The following is a 16118-nucleotide window of genomic DNA, read 5'->3' as shown; positions in this document are numbered from 1 at the left end:
GGCGACCCCCTCTGGCCTGCCGGCCATCTCCCCTCGAGGGGGGAGATTGCGCTACTGCGCCGCCGGCTCTTCCGCATCACCCTCATCGGTGAAGGGCGAGGCGCTCGGCACGCAGTTGACCGCCCAGCCGGCCGGCGTCGGCTGCTTCTGATATTCGGTGATGGCGTTGGTGCACTGTTCGCGGGTGTCGAAGGTGCTGGGCAGCACCACCATGCCGCCTTGCGGGCCGGCGATCACCAGGTACCAGACCAATGCTACGCTGGGAGCAGCCATGGGAATTCCTCGCTTTGCTGGGTGTCGGAGTCGGTTGACCCTAGCAACTCCCGGCTGATGGCGAAAGCAGGGCGATGGGGGAGCGGCTCGCCGGACCATCACAGACCCGTGAACGAACCGCTCCCGAGCCCGCTTAGTTCGCGGCAAAGCAGTAGAACAGGCCGTCGCCGCCGGTGCCTTTCAGCGCCTCCTGGCTGCAGCCGCCGCGCGAGGCATGCGAGGAGTTCCAGGATTTCGCCGCCGCCGACTCGTCAAGGCCGGTGCGGTCGTGGTGGCCCATCATCGCCGCGCCCTCCGCCCCGCTCAAGGTCCAGTCGCCGCAGGTCTGGTCGGCGATCTTGGTGCCGTCGGGCTTCGAGCCGGTCAATATGTCGTGCCGGTTCGGCTTGTCGCCGCGGCCGTTGACCACCTCGCCCTTTTCGTTGAGCGCCGTCTGCTTGGTGATGGCGTTGGCGTCGCTGTGCAGCGAGGCGACGTCATCGGCAATCTTCTCGCCCTTGGCGTTGACCCAGGGACCCTTGCCGATACGGTCGCGCGCATCGACATTGGCGCTCGAGAGATAGGCGTGCCATTCCTTGCCGGTAACCCCAGCCGCTTCCGCCAGCGAGGCGCAATGCGCGTCGGCACCCTTGAGACCGCCGAGATCGGCGCCCTTGCCGGAACCGACGCTGGTGACGAAGAAACTCATCTTGGCGTCTTGCGCCAGCGCCACGCCGGCTGTGGCGGCAATCGCGGCGGCGGCAACGAGAAGAAGTCTACGCATGTCGGTCCTCCGGTTTCGAATGTCCTACATTCGAAGAAACGTAACTGGAGGCCTGTTTAATCCCGCTACAACCCGGTTTATTCCGGCTGCCGGTAGGCGACGAAGCGGTTGTTCTTGACCTGGAAGATCAGCCCCGTCTCTTTCATCTCGGGGCTCGCCAGCGGCACGATGCGTTTTGCCACCTCTGACGGGTGCGGCAGCGTTTCCGGATCCTCGCCGGGCGCGGCCTGCGCACGCATGGCGGTGCGGGTGGCGCCGGGGTCGACCGCATTGATGCGGAGCGCCAGGCTCTGCGTCTCATGCGCCCAGGAACGCGTCATGGCTTCCACAGCCGCCTTCGAGGCCGCATAGGGCGCCCAGAAGGCGCGCGCCGAATGCGCGGCCCCGGACGACATGAGTATGGCGCGGCCGGCGTCGGACAGCCTGAGCAGCGGGTCGACCGAGCGGATCAGCCGCCAGGTCGAGGTGACATTGATGGTCATAACCTTCTCGAAGGTTTTGGCCTCGACATGGCCGATCGGCGAGATGACGCCGAGCACACCGGCATTGGCCACCAGAATGTCGAGCTTGCCCCAGCGCTCGTGAATGGCGCCGCCCAGCCGGTCGATGCCGGCCATGTCTGAGAGGTCGAGAGGCACCAACGTCGCTTCGCCCTTGCCGGTTTTCGCGCGCTCGGCCTTGATCTGGTCGTCGAGTTCTTCCAGCCCGCCGACGGTCCGGGCTACCGCAATGACATGGGCCCCAGCGGCGGCAAGTTCCTTGGCGATGAAGTAGCCGATGCCGCGCGAGGCGCCGGTAACGACCGCGACGCGGCCGGAGAGGTCGAGGGTCATGCGAGCGCTTTCAAGGATAGCAGTTGGGCTTTACGCCCCGTTGTTCGCCAGCAGCGACAGCGTGCGCACATTGTCGTGACCTTCGAAGTCGAGCAGGCGGGTCGGGTACTGGCCGGTGAAACAGGCGTCGCAGAATTGCGGCTGCTCATTGTCGCGGCTGGCTTCGCCGACGGCGCGGTAGAGCCCGTCAATGGTGAGGAAGCCGAGCGAATCGACACGGATGAACTCGGCCATTTCCTCGATCGACATGCGCGATGCCAAAAGCTTCGACTTCTCCGGCGTGTCGACGCCGTAGAAGCACGACGCGCTGGTCGGCGGCGAGGCGATGCGCATATGCACTTCCTTGGCGCCGGCGTCGCGCACCATCTGCACGATTTTCTGGCTGGTGGTGCCGCGCACGATCGAATCGTCGACCAACACCACGCGCTTGCCCTCGATCATCCGGCGGTTGGCGTTGTGCTTGAGCTTGACGCCCATATGGCGGATCGAATCGCCGGGCTGGATGAAGGTTCGGCCGACATAGTGGTTGCGGATGATACCGAGTTCGAAGGGGATGCCTGCCGCCTGGGAGAAGCCGATTGCCGCCGGCGTGCCGGAATCCGGCACCGGCACGACGATATCGGCCTCGACCGGGCTTTCCTGCGCCAATTCGGCGCCGATACGCTTGCGCACTTCGTAGACATTGCGGCCTTCGACCGAGGAGTCCGGGCGGGCGAAATAGACATATTCGAAGATGCAGAAGCGGGTCTTCTGCGGCTCGAAGGGGAACAGGCTCTCGATGCCCTTCGAGGTCACCACGACCATTTCGCCGGGCTTCAGGTCGCGCACGAAGCGGGCGCCGATAATGTCGAGCGCGCAGGTTTCGGAGGCCAGGATCCAGGCGCCGTCCAGGTCGCCGAGCACCAGCGGGCGGATGCCGAGCGGATCGCGGCAGCCGATCATCTTCTTGGAGGTCATCGCGACCAGCGAGAAAGCGCCTTCGACCTGACGCACGGCGTCGATGAAGCGCGAATTCAAATCGCGTTCCTTACTGGTGGCAACGAGATGCAGCAGCGTCTCGGTGTCGGAGGTCGACGAGAAGATCGCGCCCTGCTTCTGCAGCGCGCGCTGCACGGTCATGGCGTTGGTGAGATTGCCGTTATGGGCGACGGCAAAGCCGCCATCGGCGAGTTCGGCGAAGAAGGGCTGGATGTTGCGCATGCCGGCGCCGCCGGTCGTGGCATAGCGCGTGTGGCCGATGGCACGGTTGCCTTGCAGGCTGTCGATGACGTGCTGCTTGGTGAAGGTGTCGCCGATCAGGCCGACATGGCGTTCGACATGGAACTGCGTGCCGTCATAGGAGACGATGCCGGCCGCTTCCTGGCCGCGATGCTGCAGCGCATGCAGGCCTAGCGTTACGATGGCCGCAGCGTCCTGCCGGCCGAAAATGCCGAACACCCCGCATTCGTCGTGGAAATGATCGTCTGCTTCGGCGGAAAGCACGTCGTCCGCGTCTGCCTTCGAAACTGCCATGGGGCTCAAGCTCCGCTAAAATGGCCATATAGTGCGATAGCGCCGCGAAAGCAACGTAGTCAGGCCGGAACTGCCGGGATGGCGCCTGTCCGGCACCATCCGTCCGTATCAGTTTGCCGGCGCGGCCGGAGCCGGAGCAGCGGGCGCGGGTGCGTTATCGGCCGGAGCGTCGGTCTCGTCGTCGGGCGCCGGCGTATCGTCACCGGTTGCCGGAGCATCCGCCGCCGGTGCATCGGCCGCCGGAGGCGTCTCGGCTGCCGGCTGATTCGGATTGAGCTTCTTCAGGATGGCGTTTTCCGGATCTTCGGGCAGCAGGCTTTCCAGCTTGGCGCCGATGGTCTCGAGCAGCGGCTTCGACTTGGCGTTGGCGATCCAGGCAGGGGCCTTGGCGCCGGCCAGCCAGTTGAAGAACAGTAGCGCCACGGCGACTACGAGGACGCCCCGCGCGGCGCCATAGAGGAAGCCCAGCGTACGGTCGAGCGCGCCGATCCTGGAATCGATGATCCAGTCGGCAAGCTTCATGGTGATGACGGAAACGACGATCAGCGCGATGAGGAAGACGATGCCGGCGGATGCCGCCATGGCGATCTTGTCGCTTTCGACATAGGGCTGAACGTAAGGCAGCACCGGCTTGTAGAAGAAGAATGCCGCCGCGGCGGCAGCCGCCCAGGACACGACGGACAGGATTTCGCGTGACAGGCCGCGAACCATGGCGAGCATCGCCGAGACCAGGGTGAAGCCGACGAGAATTCCGTCCAGCAGCGTAATCGGCATGTCTTTCGCCCCACTCAGATTGTCTTTTCACGGCTCGGGCGAGCCGCGTCAATCTTCCACGTCGACACGGCTGCGCCGTGAGCCGGCTATGCGTGCGACGAGATCGGCAAGTTCGGTCGGCTGGAAAGCGCCGGCCCCGATCCCCCCGACAACCTCCTCGCTGCCCAAGGGCAGAACCGCACTTCCAAAACCCAGCTTTTCGGCCTCTTTAAGGCGCTGCTGCGCATGCGCAACCGGCCTCACTGCGCCCGACAGGCTGATTTCGCCGAAATAGACGCAATCGGCGGGAAGGGCAAGACCGGTGAGCGACGAAACCAGTGCAGCGGCAACCGCCAGATCGGCCGCCGGCTCGGAAATCCGGTAGCCGCCGGCGACGTTGAGGTAGACATCGTGGGTGCCGAAGCGCACGCCGCAATGGGCTTCGAGTACGGCAAGGATCATCGACAGCCGTGCGCCGTCCCAGCCGACGACGGCACGGCGCGGCGTGCCCAATGTGGACGGCGCCACCAGTGCCTGGATCTCGACCAGCACCGGACGTGTCCCTTCCATGCCGGCAAATACCGCGGCACCCGGCGATTTTGCGTGGCGTTCGCCGAGGAACAGCTCCGACGGATTGGCGACCTCGCGCAAGCCCTTGTCCGACATCTCGAAGACGCCGATCTCGTCGGTCGGCCCAAAACGGTTCTTCACCGTGCGCAGGATGCGGTAGTGATGGCCGCCTTCGCCTTCGAAATAGAGAACGGCGTCGACCATGTGCTCGACGACGCGCGGACCGGCGATCTGGCCTTCCTTGGTGACATGGCCGACCAGCACGATGGCAGCACCGGTGGATTTGGCGTAGCGGATCATCGCTTGCGCCGAGGCGCGCACCTGGGTGACGGTGCCGGGCGCCGAGTCGGCCATGTCGGTCCACAGCGTCTGGATGGAATCGAGGATGACGAGGTCCGGCCTTCTGCCGTCGGCTATTGTTGCCAGGATATCCTCGACATTGGTCTCCGCGGCAAGTTCGACCGGCGTGTCGGCGACGCCAAGCCGCTGCGCCCGCAGCCGGATCTGCGCGACAGCCTCTTCGCCCGAGACATAGACGATGCGGTGGCCTTTTGACGCCAATGCTGCTGCGGCCTGGGTAAGCAGCGTCGACTTGCCGATGCCGGGATCGCCGCCGACCAGCAGCGCCGAGCCGCGCACGAAACCGCCGCCGGTGGCGCGGTCGAGTTCGCCAATGCCGGAGATGATCCGCGGCGCATCCTCGATGTCACCGGACAGGCTGGTCAGCACCACGGCGCGGCCCTTGCGCGCATTGCGCGTGTTGGCCGGTCCCGAGCCGATGCCGCCGGACGTGCCTTCCTCGACGAGTGTGTTCCACTCGCCGCAGGCATCGCATTTGCCGGCCCAGCGCTGATGCACCGACCCGCAATTCTGGCAGATGAACTGGACGCGCGATTTAGCCATGGAGTGATGCTGCCTGCAAATGACCGAAGGAGGGTGATCTTGCACACCCCCCTCTGTCCTGCCGGACATCTCCCCCGCAAGGGGGGAGATTGGCTATCGTCGCTGCTTTCGCCAATCCCCAACGTCGCAAGATGAGCGCCATTCGCAAAGCTGCTGATCTCCCCCCTTGCGGGGGAGATGGCCGGCAGGCCAGAGGGGGGTGTGACGGAGCGCTGCGGTAGGCCAAAAAGCTACTCGAACCTCTCCGCAATATGATGCTCTTCGGCGAGGTCGGAAAACCGTGTGAACTCGCCATGGAAGGCGAGGCTCACCGAACCTGTCGGGCCGTGGCGCTGCTTGGCGACGATGACTTCGGCCTTGCCGCGCATCTCGTTCATCTCGTGTTCCCACTTGATGTATTCGTCGGTGCCGGGCTTCGGTTCGCGGTTCTTCAGATAATATTCCTCGCGGTAGACGAACATCACCACGTCGGCGTCCTGCTCGATCGAGCCGGATTCGCGAAGATCGGACAGCTGCGGGCGTTTGTCTTCGCGGCTTTCGACCTGACGCGACAGCTGCGACAGCGCGATGATCGGAACGGAGAGTTCCTTGGCCAGCGCCTTGAGGCCGGTGGTGATCTCGGTGATTTCCTGCACCCGGTTCTGTGACGATTTCGCGCTCGACCCCTGCATCAGCTGGATATAGTCGATGACGATGAGGTCGAGGCCGCGCTGACGCTTCAGCCGCCGCGCCCGCGCCGACAGCTGCGCGATCGAGATACCGCCGGTCTGGTCGATGAACAGCGGGATCTTCTGCATGGTCTGCGAGCAGGCGACCAGCTTTTCGAAATCCATCTCCGAAATCTCGCCGCGGCGGATTTTTGACGACGAAATTTCCGTCTGTTCGGAAATGATGCGGGTGGCGAGCTGCTCGGACGACATTTCCAGCGAGAAGAAGCCGACGACGCCGCCATTGGCTGCCTTGAACGAGCCGTCGGCCTGCTGCGCCGGCTCATACATCTCGGCAATGTTGAAGGCGATGTTGGTGGCGAGCGACGTCTTGCCCATGCCCGGACGGCCGGCAATGATGATCAGATCCGACGCCTGCAGGCCACCCATGCGGCGGTCGAGATCGCGCATGCCGGTGGCGAGGCCCGACAAATGGCCGTCGCGCATATAGGCGGCGTTGGCCATGTCGACGGCGGTCTTGACCGCGTCGGTGAAGCTCTCGAAGCCGCCATCATAGCGGCCGGTTTCGGCCAGTTCGAACAGCCGCCGCTCGGCATCCTCGATCTGTTCGGACGGCGCCATGTCGACCGGCGCGTCATAGGCGATGTTGACCATGTCCTCGCCGACGGTAATCAGTGCCCGGCGCGTGGCCAGATCGTAGATGGCGCGGCCATAATCGGTGGCATTGACGACGGTGACGGCTTCGACCGCCAGACGAACCACATATTGCGCCACCGTCATGTCGCCGACCTTCTCGTCGGCCGGCAGGAAGGTTTTCAGCGTGATCGGCGTCGCCACCTTGCCCATGCGGATTAGCTCGGCCGCGACCTCGAAGATTTTCCGGTGCAGCGGCTCGTAGAAATGGCCGGCCTTGAGGAAGTCGGAGACGCGGTAGAAGGCATCGTTGTTGACGAGGATGGCGCCGAGCAGCGCCTGCTCGGCCTCGATGTTGTTCGGCGCTTCACGATAAAGCGGTTGCTGCTCCGCCACGCCGAATTTTCGCGCTGCCTCTGCCATGATGTCCCCGATTTTGATCCCGGCTTCTCGATATCAGAACGAGATAAATCGGTGCTGACCTTTCTGCATCACCGCACGACCAATCAACCTCGATGCCCCGTTGTTCACAGGGGCGGCAAACCGTCCACAGAAGAGTGTTTCCGCGCCCCGATTCCGGTTGACTCAGAAAGGCGCTGACTTCTATCCGAGTCGTTGGAACAGAGCAAGAACAATCTCGGTGATTACCCGCTTCTTCCGTCCAATGTATCGCCCCAGTCCAGCCGCCGCGCTGCCTTGAACAGCTCGCCCTCGCGCTTGGTGAAAAGTGTCTCGCCGGCGCCGCCATCCGGCTGGCACAGTTTGAGCAGCACCTTGCCGGAGCCCGATTTCGGCGGCGCAATCACGCGCGGCTGACGTACAGGCGCGGCTTGCCGCGACGCCGCGACGTAGATGAATTTCTCGTCCTCCCACGGCACGTCGGCGTCCTTGGCCAGGCGGTGCCGGCGCGAGCGGGCGACGCGGCGCGAAAAATGGCACCAGTCGGGCGGCTCAAGCGGGCAGGGCGCCTCATGCGGACAAGGCGCCAGCACGTGCGCCCCGGCCTCCAGCAATTGCCTGCGCACTGCCAGGATGCGCTGCCAGCCGGCCGGTGTGCCGGGCTCGACGATCAGCAGTGTGTCGCCGGTCAACTGCCAGAGCCGGCCGACAAGCTTCGGCAGCGATGCCGGCGCGATCTCGTCCAGCACATAGGCGCAGGTGACCAGATCGGCAGGCTTGAGATCGGCAAGGTCGATGGTCACGTCGCCGGCGCGCCAGTCCATCCTGGTGGCGATGGTATCAAGGGCGAGCGACTGGCCAACCTTGCGCACCGCGGCGCTTGCTTCAACCAGAACCGCCTCTTCGAGGTCGGGCCACAGGTCTGTAGTGGCCCAAAGCACCGTGCCAGGACCGGCGCCGACATCGAGCAAGCTCGTTGGCTGGAAATCGGGCCGCGCATAGGCGAGTTCGTCGAGACCGGCCCGTACCGCCGCGTAGGTCGCCGGCAGCCGCGTCGCCAGATAGGCTTTTACCGCCATCTCTTCGGCCATGTGCAGGCGGCCGTCGCGCAATTCGGCGCGGTAGCGGTCAGACAGCGTCTTCGCCGCCTGGCGCAGCACCGCCAGCGGTATCGTTTCGAGCAGGCGCTCGACGCCTTGTCGCAGCGAGGCGGGGAGTTCCACGCTCAGGCTCCGCGTGGCGCGAGCACCGAGGCGCGGGCGAACTCGACAAGGGTGGTGGCGATGGTGGGCAGGCAGGTCATTAAAAAAGGTCTCGCGAGAACGAGACCTTTTTCAGTGTCAGAGCCGTCAATGGCAAGCGGCAATCGCAATCGAGGCGTTATTCGCGATCCGCCACCTTGCGACGGCGCGCTGGCTTGGCCGCAACGGACCTGACAGCAACGGACCTGGCAGGCACAGACCTGGCGACAGCAGGCTCGGCGGCCGCCGCCTCCTGACGATGCCCCATTTCGCGCATTTCGAGCGCCTTTTCACATTTGGCCATGTAGTCGCGCGTCATCGGCAGCGTGTCGTTCTTCTTGGCGATCTGGATCTGGAAGATCACCAGATCCTGCCAGCGGAAGGCGGCTTCCGAAGCCGCCAGATAGAACTCCCACATCCTGCAGAAGCGCTCGTCATAGATGGCCTTGGCCTTGTCCCGGTTGGCGGCAAAGCGCTGGCCCCAATGCTTCAGCGTATCGGCATAGTGCAGCCGCAGAATCTCGATGTCGGTGACTACAAGGCCCGACTTCTCGATCGCCGGCATCACCTCCGACAGCGAAGGAATGTAGCCGCCCGGAAAAATGTACTTGCGGATGAAGGCGCTGGTCGCCCACGGCACGCCGGAGCGGCCGATCGTGTGCAAGAGCATGACGCCGTCCGGCTTCAACAGCGTCGCCGACTTGTCGAAGAAAGTGCGGAAGTGGTTGACGCCGACATGCTCGAACATGCCGACCGAGACGATGCGGTCGAAGCGTTCGTTGAGTTCGCGGTAGTCCTTGAGGTCGAAATGCACGCGGTCCTGCAAGCCTTGCGCATGCGCCCGGTCGGTGGCGACGCCGTGCTGCTCGGTCGACAGCGTCACGCCTTGCACGTCGACATCGAAAGCCTTGGCGAGATAGAGGCCGAGCCCACCCCAGCCGGAGCCGATATCGAGCACGGTCTGGCCGGCCTTTAGCCTGAGCTTGGCGGCGATATGGCGTTTCTTGGCCATCTGCGCCTCGTCGAGCGTCATGTCCGGCTGTTCGAAATAGGCGCAGGAATACTGCATGTCGTCGTCTAGGAAGAGCCGGTAGAGGTCACCCGACAAATCATAGTGGCGCTGCACGTTGCGGCGCGCCCGTGATGCGGTGTTGATCTGCTGCAGGCGGCGAAAGGCGTGGCGCAGACCCTCGATGGCCTTCGACCAGGTGGCGTCGATACCGCCGCTGCCCATGTTCTGGAAGGCGATGCGCATCATACCCAGTACGCCGCCCTCGATGATGTCGAGTTCGCCGTCCATATAGGCTTCCGGCACGGCCAGCATCGGATCGAAGGTAATGGCGCGCTCGGCATGCGCGGTCTTGATGTGCATATGCACCGGCTCGCCGCTGCCGTCGCCGAAAACCACTGTCGAGCCCTTCGGCCCGGTGACTTTCAGATTGCCCGTACGCACCAGGCGGTCGAGAACGCGCTTCAACAGAATATTCATCACCAAATGTCCCCTCACGGTCAGACTGGCGGACCAATTCTGCAACAATATATAGGGGTTCGAAAAGTTCCATTTGGCACAAAAATGCCCGGGCGAGAGGCCCGGGCATTGGTCCAGAAAGGCTGGATGACGAGGAAGTGATTGGAGCGCTGCTCCCCTCGCTTCCCGATCAGGCCCCGTGCGGGATCAGGCGTTGTCTTCTTCGCCGCCTTCGAACTCGGTGTTCGGGTCGAAGAAGTTCTCCGGCCGTGCGTTGTCGTTGATGTCATCGCCATAGATGGCTTCGGCGGTGGTCAGCGTCTCGCCCTTGGCCTGGCGCTCGGCTTCGTCGGCCGTGCGGGCGATGTTGAGGCTGATGGTGACCTCGACTTCCGGATGCAGCGCAATCGCCACATTGGTGACGCCGATAGTCTTGATCGGCTGGTTGAGCTGGATCTGGTTGCGGTTGACCGAGAACCCTTCGGCGGTCAGCAGGTCGGCGATGTCGCGGGTCGACACCGAACCGTAGAGCTGGCCTGTCTCGCCGGCCGAACGCACGGCGATGAAGCTCTTGCCGTCGAGCTTTTCGGCAACCTGGCTGGCTTCCGACTTGCGCTCGAGGTTGCGCGCTTCGAGCTGCGCGCGCTGCCCTTCGAACTTCCTCTTGTTGGCTTCGTTGGCGCGCAGCGCCTTGCCCTGCGGCAAGAGGAAGTTGCGGGCAAAGCCGTCCTTGACCTTGACGGTATCGCCCATCTGGCCGAGGCGGGAAACGCGTTCGAGAAGAATCACTTGCATGGTCTTATTCCTTCGTCTGGGCACCGACCGCGGGATCGGCGCCGAATTGAATGGAACAGGTCAGGAAGCTCTGAGCGCCTTGGCGCCGGTGTCGCTGTCCTGCCTGTCGCGGCAGTTAGAGGCTTTTCACCTCAACTCGGGATTTCAATGCACGTCGCCAAGAGTGGGCCCGGTTTTGGGACAACGACATGCATCATCAAATTACCCCTGCGGCGCCCGTCGCCGTGGGAGAAGGAAGCAGGCGGCGAACCGCCTGCTTCGGAGATCTTAGCGAACCACGTAGGGCAGCAGGCCGAGGAAGCGGGCGCGCTTGATCGCCTTGGCGAGTTCGCGCTGCTTCTTCTGGCTGACGGCGGTGATGCGCGACGGCACGATTTTGCCGCGCTCGGAAATGTAGCGCTGCAGAAGACGCACGTCCTTGTAGTCGATCTTGGGCGCATTGGCGCCGGAGAACGGGCAGGTCTTGCGGCGGCGATGGAACGGGCGCCGGGTCGGGATCTGATTGATGTCGACCATTATTCTGCACCTCCTTCAACGCCTTCGCGCGGACGGCGCGGACCACGATCGCCACCGGCATCGCCAAATGAGCGCGGCGGACGATCGCCACGGTCGCCGCGATCACGGTCGCCGAACGAGCGCGGACCACGATCGCCACGGTCGCGGTCGCCGAAGCCGCCGCGTTCCGAGCGCTCTTCGCGCTTCTGCATCATGGCCGACGGGCCTTCCTCATGCGCCTCGACCTTGACGGTCAGGAAACGCAGCACGTCCTCGGACAGGCCCATCTGGCGCTCCATCTCGTTGAGCGCTGCCGGCGGGCAGTTGAGGTCCATAAGCGTGTAGTAAGCCTTCCGGTTCTTGTTGACCCGGTAGGTGAGGGACTTCAGTCCCCAGTTCTCGACCCGGCCGACGGACCCGCCATTTGCGGAGATGACGCCCTTGTACTGTTCGACAAGCGCATCGACCTGCTGCTGCGAGAGGTCCTGCCGGGCAAGGAACACATGTTCGTATAGAGCCATAGTGGTTCAGTGCCTTTCTTCGTTTCTCTCCCGGATCCTCGCGGCAAAAGCCTCTGCAACTTCTCTGACCCGCTGATCCCGAGGGGGCGGGGAAGAAAGGAGCATTTCGAGACGGTCGAGAGCGGAGACACGGGAGGCGGAAGCGCTTCTGGCTTCACACGAAGGTTTTGGGTAAAACCTCCGGCCCTCCGTTCAGCCCCCAGCAAGGACCGGCAGATTGCGGGCGTCTATAAAGCAAATTGGCTGGAAGGCAAGGGTAACGCATGCTCCGGACAGCGTCCTGGCGTCGCAGGGTTGGAAAAATACCAGGCATCAACTCGTATGCGGGGTACCACCGTTGATCGTTTCGGGGAAGAAGTCCGGAGCCGCCTTACGCTTGCCGAACATCATGTCGTATTGCAGCAGGCGGAAGTCGTTGATCGCCGGATCAACGTCCTTCTGCCGCGCCCAGTCCGGCGTGGCCTCACCTGACGGTGTCAAAAGCAGATTGCGGTCGACGACGCGATAGCGTTCGCGCAGCGCGCCCAGGAAGCCGGTGTAGTAGGGGTGCGTGATCCCGGCCGTTGTCAGGATGTGGTAGGGCAGGAAGGCCGGGCTCACCGCGCCCATATCCTGCGCCGGACCGGTGCGGTTAGACCAGATGACCAGCGGCGTCTGATGATGCTCCAGTGCCGCCTCCGGCGTCGGTTCCTTGCGCGGCGCGACATTGTCCTTCAGGTAACCGGTTTCGACATAGACGGGGCCGAGCGGCGGCAGATGGTCGCCGAAGAAGGCGATGACCGTCGGCCGCTCGCGCTTCTTCGCCCATTCGATCAATCGTTCGAGGCCACGGTCGGCATCGGCGGAGCCTTCGGCGTAGCTGAGCAGCGATTCCCGCGCCCATGTGCTGATCGGTGCCGCGACCTTGTGGGTCGGATTGTAATAGCGGTACGGCTCGTAGGGACCGTGGTTCTGCAGGCTGACGGCGAAGAAGAACACCGGCCGCTCGCTGGCGTCGGCCTCTGCGATGATCTCGTCGGTCATCGACGCATCGGAAGCCAGCGGCCCGCGCTTTTCCAGTGGCGGCAGCGTCTCTTCCGAGCGGAAATCGTTGAAGCCGAAATCGGCATAGACGGCGCCCCTGTTCCAGAACCAGTTGGTGCCCGGATGGATGGCGCGCGCCCGGTATCCCTCGCTTTTCAGGAAGGTCGCCAGCGACGGCGTCGGTGTGCGCACATATTGCTGGTAGGGGATCGAGCCCGCCGGCAGGAAGGCATTGGAAAAGCCGGTCAGCGCCTCGAATTCGATGTTGGCGGTCATGCCGCCGAATTCCGGCGAAAACATATAGCCGGAACGCAGCGCCCGCACATTGGGGATCGGGTCAGGCGTGATTGTGACGCCGGGCAGCTTGGTCGGATCCCAGAAAGATTCGCTCATCACCACGATGATGTCGGGTTTCTCATCCGGTACCGAGGCCGCCACAGCAGGCCTGTCGATCGCGTCGATCGCCTTGTCGGAATAGCCCGCCGGCGCCGAGACATGCGCCATCGGCACGTTGAGCGCGAAGGCCAGCGCAAACCCGTTGGAGGCGTAGTTCTCCTTCTGGTCCCACATGATCGGGATGATCTGCAGCCGGTCGCGGGTCCACGAGAAGGTGGCGTAGTCCATGATTGAGACGAAGAAGGCGAGCAGCGGCACTGCCAGCGTCAGCCGCGCCAGCCGCCCTTTGCGGCTGAGGATCGGAACCTTGCGGCGCCACAACCGCCAGCCATAGATCAGCAGCGACAGGCCGGCGACGATGCCGACCGCCATGGCGAGCGCCGTCCAAGGCCGTTCGCGCACCAGGAGCGGCATCAGTGCCATGATCTGGCGCGAATAAAGAAAATCGGTTGGGTAGAGCGGATCGCCGAGATAATGCGACTTCTGATGCCCGACAAAGGCCAGCGCCAGCGTCAGCGGCGCCACGATCATCAGGCTCTGGTGACTGCGGCCAAGCACGGCGTCCAGTCCCATCAGCACCAATGCAAAGACAATGATGGTGGTCCAGCCCGGCTTGAATGGCTGCAGGAAGAAGTCGACCGTGCCGAAGAAGTCGCCGCGCACGATCCATTCGATGGCGAACACCAGGATGGCGGAGGCAAGCAGCGTGACCAGACCGTAGCGGATGACCGGCCATCTGCGCCCCGGCAGGTAGCCGGTGGACGGATCGTCTTCCAAGAACTGTGGCGCGGGTACGGCCGCGCCCTTCCTGATCCTAGCCACGTCTCTTCCCCCGGCCCAAGCAACGCGTATTTCCACTCGCGCCACCGTTCTGTCATAGAACTGTCATGCAAAAGCTAGCGCCTGTGGCGAAAATAAGAAGAGCCAGCAAACGATTCGTGAGCGGTTTTCATCAGGTGTGATCGGCAAAAAGCCTTTGGGAACAGGGACTCGAGGTCAGCTCCGGTTCAAGCGAGAGCCGAAATGCCCCCTCCGGGCTTGACTTGGCGGTCCGCCTTGCGTCACAGGCAGTAAAAATCAGCCGCTGGAGAGCGCCCAAATGGCCGTCGCATTCACCTTTCCGGGACAGGGCAGCCAGGCTGTCGGCATGGGCAAGGACCTCGCCGACGCCTTCCCCGAGGCACGCAGGGTGTTCGAGGAAGTCGATGATGCGCTGGGCGAAAAGCTGTCGAAACTGATCTGGGAAGGCCCGGAAGAGGCGCTGACCCTGACTGCCAATGCCCAGCCGGCGCTGATGGCGGTCTCGCTGGCGGGAATCCGCTCGCTGGAAGCGCGCGGCTTTTCGCTGAAGGACAAGGTTGCCTACGTTGCCGGTCATTCGCTCGGCGAATATTCCGCCCTTGCCGCGGCCGGTTTCGTTTCGGTCGCCGATGCTGCCCGGCTGCTGCGCATCCGCGGCAACGCCATGCAGGCGGCGGTGCCGGCCGGCGAGGGCGCCATGGCGGCGATCATCGGACTGGAACAGCCCGACGTCGAAGCCGCTTGCACCGAGGCCGCAACGGGATCCGGCAAGGTCTGCCAGATCGCCAACGACAATGGCGGCGGCCAGCTGGTGATCTCCGGCGCCAGGGCGGCGGTGGAACTCGCCGCGAAACTGTGCACCGAAAAGGGCGCCAAGCGGGCGCTGATGCTGCAGGTCTCCGCACCCTTCCATTCGGCGCTGATGGCGCCGGCGGCCGATGTCATGCGCGAGGCGCTGGCCGGCGTGACCAAGAATGCACCGGTCGTGCCCGTCGTCTCCAACGTCACTGTAGCCCCGACCAGCGACCCCGACGAGATCGCGCGCCGCCTGGTCGAGCAGATCACCGGCCGCGTGCGCTGGCGCGAAACGGTGGAGTGGTTCGGCGCCAATGGCGTCGCCACGCTCTATGAGATCGGCGCCGGCAAGGTGCTTTCCGGCCTGGCGCGGCGGATCAACCGCGACATCGCCACATCGGCCGTCGGCACGCCGGCCGATGTCGAGGCGGCGCTGGCCGCGCTTGCATAATACACTGGCGATTCAACCCCTCCCGTGGGAAGGGTGTTCTCTTAAGATCAGGAGACGAAAATGTTCGAACTGACCGGCCGCAAGGCGCTCGTCACCGGCGCATCGGGCGGCATTGGCGAGGCGATTGCCCGGGTGCTGCATGCGCAAGGCGCCATTGTCGGCCTGCACGGCACCCGCATCGAGAAACTGGAGACCCTGGCCGGCGAACTCGGCGACCGGGTAAAGCTGTTCCCGGCCAATCTTGCCGACCGTGACGAGGTCAAGGCGCTTGGCCAGAAGGCCGAAGCCGAACTCGAAGGCGTCGACATACTGGTCAACAATGCCGGCATCACCAAGGACGGCCTGTTCGTGCGCATGGCGGACGCGGATTGGGACAGCGTGCTGGAGGTGAACCTCACCGCCGTGTTCCGGCTCACCCGCGAGCTGACCCATCCTATGATGCGCCGCCGCCATGGCCGCATCATCAACATCACCTCGGTGGTCGGCGTCACCGGCAATCCTGGCCAGACCAATTATTGCGCCTCCAAGGCCGGCATGATCGGCTTTTCGAAGTCGCTGGCGCAGGAGATCGCCACCCGCAACATCACCGTCAACTGCGTCGCCCCGGGCTTTATCGAATCGGCCATGACCGACAAGCTCAACGACAAGCAGAAAGACGCGATAATGGCCGCGATCCCGACGCGCCGCATGGGCACGAGTGTTGAAGTGGCGTCGGCCGTCGCCTATCTCGCCTCCAACGAGGCAGCCTACGTCACCGGCCAGACCATCCACGTCAACGGCGGCATGGCCATGATCTGACGGGATATTGCCGGGTGATAAGAAGAC

15 protein-coding genes are annotated in these 16118 nt (G+C 64.0%); 2 read left to right on the top strand and 13 right to left on the bottom strand.

The genetic code is table 11. The features are described 5' to 3' along the window. Positions 1-51 precede the first annotated feature (51 nt). The 13 genes from NKJ88_RS06810 to NKJ88_RS06750 form a co-directional block, all read right to left on the bottom strand. Positions 52-273: a hypothetical protein gene (locus NKJ88_RS06810; protein ID WP_023689120.1), complete on the bottom strand. Its 222-nt coding sequence runs from the start codon at positions 271-273 to the stop codon at positions 52-54. Between the two features lie 133 nt (positions 274-406). Further along, on the bottom strand, positions 407-1036 hold the full coding sequence (locus tag NKJ88_RS06805) for a hypothetical protein (protein ID WP_352443818.1): 630 nt from the start codon (positions 1034-1036) through the stop codon (positions 407-409). A gap of 77 nt (positions 1037-1113) precedes the next feature. Beyond that, on the bottom strand, positions 1114-1869 hold the full coding sequence (locus NKJ88_RS06800) for an SDR family NAD(P)-dependent oxidoreductase (RefSeq protein ID WP_023705364.1): 756 nt from the start codon (positions 1867-1869) through the stop codon (positions 1114-1116). A 30-nt stretch (positions 1870-1899) separates the two neighbouring features. Continuing rightward, positions 1900-3381 carry an amidophosphoribosyltransferase gene (gene purF / locus NKJ88_RS06795; RefSeq protein ID WP_023672714.1) on the bottom strand — a complete coding sequence of 494 codons (1482 nt, stop codon included), beginning with the start codon at positions 3379-3381 and terminating at the stop codon, positions 1900-1902. 108 nt (positions 3382-3489) lie between these two features. Then, positions 3490-4155, bottom strand: coding sequence for a CvpA family protein (locus tag NKJ88_RS06790; protein ID WP_023672715.1), 666 nt, complete (start codon positions 4153-4155; stop codon positions 3490-3492). 48 nt (positions 4156-4203) lie between these two features. Next, complete coding sequence (radA, locus tag NKJ88_RS06785; RefSeq protein ID WP_023672716.1) at positions 4204-5607, bottom strand: DNA repair protein RadA; 1404 nt, start codon at positions 5605-5607, stop codon at positions 4204-4206. A 230-nt stretch (positions 5608-5837) separates the two neighbouring features. Next, on the bottom strand, positions 5838-7331 hold the full coding sequence (locus NKJ88_RS06780) for a replicative DNA helicase (RefSeq protein ID WP_023672717.1): 1494 nt from the start codon (positions 7329-7331) through the stop codon (positions 5838-5840). Between the two features lie 221 nt (positions 7332-7552). Beyond that, entirely contained in the window at positions 7553-8530 is a 978-nt protein-coding gene (locus tag NKJ88_RS06775; RefSeq protein ID WP_023705362.1) for a small ribosomal subunit Rsm22 family protein, read from the bottom strand. A 157-nt stretch (positions 8531-8687) separates the two neighbouring features. Beyond that, positions 8688-10037 (bottom strand): cyclopropane fatty acid synthase, encoded by a 1350-nt coding sequence (locus NKJ88_RS06770; RefSeq protein ID WP_023672720.1) that lies wholly within the window; start codon positions 10035-10037, stop codon positions 8688-8690. Positions 10038-10223: 186 nt separating this feature from the next. After that, positions 10224-10811, bottom strand: coding sequence for a 50S ribosomal protein L9 (gene rplI, locus NKJ88_RS06765; protein ID WP_352443817.1), 588 nt, complete (start codon positions 10809-10811; stop codon positions 10224-10226). Positions 10812-11078: 267 nt separating this feature from the next. Then, on the bottom strand, positions 11079-11327 hold the full coding sequence (rpsR, locus tag NKJ88_RS06760) for a 30S ribosomal protein S18 (RefSeq protein WP_006203718.1): 249 nt from the start codon (positions 11325-11327) through the stop codon (positions 11079-11081). Further along, positions 11327-11827, bottom strand: coding sequence for a 30S ribosomal protein S6 (gene rpsF / locus NKJ88_RS06755; protein WP_023672722.1), 501 nt, complete (start codon positions 11825-11827; stop codon positions 11327-11329). The genes rpsR and rpsF overlap by 1 nt, the downstream gene beginning before the upstream one ends. Before the next feature lie 312 nt (positions 11828-12139). After that, positions 12140-14068, bottom strand: coding sequence for an LTA synthase family protein (locus NKJ88_RS06750; RefSeq protein WP_023695600.1), 1929 nt, complete (start codon positions 14066-14068; stop codon positions 12140-12142). A 277-nt stretch (positions 14069-14345) separates the two neighbouring features. On the opposite strand from NKJ88_RS06750, the gene fabD reads away from it, so the two are divergent. Together fabD and fabG are read left to right on the top strand one after the other, a co-directional pair. Continuing rightward, on the top strand, positions 14346-15293 hold the full coding sequence (gene fabD, locus NKJ88_RS06745; RefSeq protein ID WP_352443816.1) for an ACP S-malonyltransferase: 948 nt from the start codon (positions 14346-14348) through the stop codon (positions 15291-15293). A 60-nt stretch (positions 15294-15353) separates the two neighbouring features. Beyond that, positions 15354-16091 carry a 3-oxoacyl-[acyl-carrier-protein] reductase gene (gene fabG, locus NKJ88_RS06740; protein WP_023685686.1) on the top strand — a complete coding sequence of 246 codons (738 nt, stop codon included), beginning with the start codon at positions 15354-15356 and terminating at the stop codon, positions 16089-16091. Positions 16092-16118 lie beyond the last annotated feature (27 nt).

The organism is Mesorhizobium sp. M0016 (genome assembly GCF_040324035.1).
Classification (GTDB): Bacteria; Pseudomonadota; Alphaproteobacteria; order Rhizobiales; family Rhizobiaceae; genus Mesorhizobium.
The sequence above is the reverse complement of the archived record's forward strand: the minus strand, read 5'-3'. Positions and strand labels throughout refer to the sequence as shown.

What these genes read in the sequence shown, in the direction of transcription:
- NKJ88_RS06810 (WP_023689120.1), bottom strand. Translation starts at nt 273, where the DNA reads ATGGCTGCTCCCAGCGTAGCATTGGTCTGGTACCTGGTGATCGCCGGC.
- NKJ88_RS06805 (WP_352443818.1), bottom strand. Translation starts at nt 1,036, where the DNA reads ATGCGTAGACTTCTTCTCGTTGCCGCCGCCGCGATTGCCGCCACAGCC.
- NKJ88_RS06800 (WP_023705364.1), bottom strand. Translation starts at nt 1,869, where the DNA reads ATGACCCTCGACCTCTCCGGCCGCGTCGCGGTCGTTACCGGCGCCTCG.
- purF (WP_023672714.1), bottom strand. Translation starts at nt 3,381, where the DNA reads ATGGCAGTTTCGAAGGCAGACGCGGACGACGTGCTTTCCGCCGAAGCA.
- NKJ88_RS06790 (WP_023672715.1), bottom strand. Translation starts at nt 4,155, where the DNA reads ATGCCGATTACGCTGCTGGACGGAATTCTCGTCGGCTTCACCCTGGTC.
- radA (WP_023672716.1), bottom strand. Translation starts at nt 5,607, where the DNA reads ATGGCTAAATCGCGCGTCCAGTTCATCTGCCAGAATTGCGGGTCGGTG.
- NKJ88_RS06780 (WP_023672717.1), bottom strand. Translation starts at nt 7,331, where the DNA reads ATGGCAGAGGCAGCGCGAAAATTCGGCGTGGCGGAGCAGCAACCGCTT.
- NKJ88_RS06770 (WP_023672720.1), bottom strand. Translation starts at nt 10,037, where the DNA reads ATGAATATTCTGTTGAAGCGCGTTCTCGACCGCCTGGTGCGTACGGGC.
- rplI (WP_352443817.1), bottom strand. Translation starts at nt 10,811, where the DNA reads ATGCAAGTGATTCTTCTCGAACGCGTTTCCCGCCTCGGCCAGATGGGC.
- rpsR (WP_006203718.1), bottom strand. Translation starts at nt 11,327, where the DNA reads ATGGTCGACATCAATCAGATCCCGACCCGGCGCCCGTTCCATCGCCGC.
- rpsF (WP_023672722.1), bottom strand. Translation starts at nt 11,827, where the DNA reads ATGGCTCTATACGAACATGTGTTCCTTGCCCGGCAGGACCTCTCGCAG.
- fabD (WP_352443816.1), top strand. Translation starts at nt 14,346, where the DNA reads ATGGCCGTCGCATTCACCTTTCCGGGACAGGGCAGCCAGGCTGTCGGC.
- fabG (WP_023685686.1), top strand. Translation starts at nt 15,354, where the DNA reads ATGTTCGAACTGACCGGCCGCAAGGCGCTCGTCACCGGCGCATCGGGC.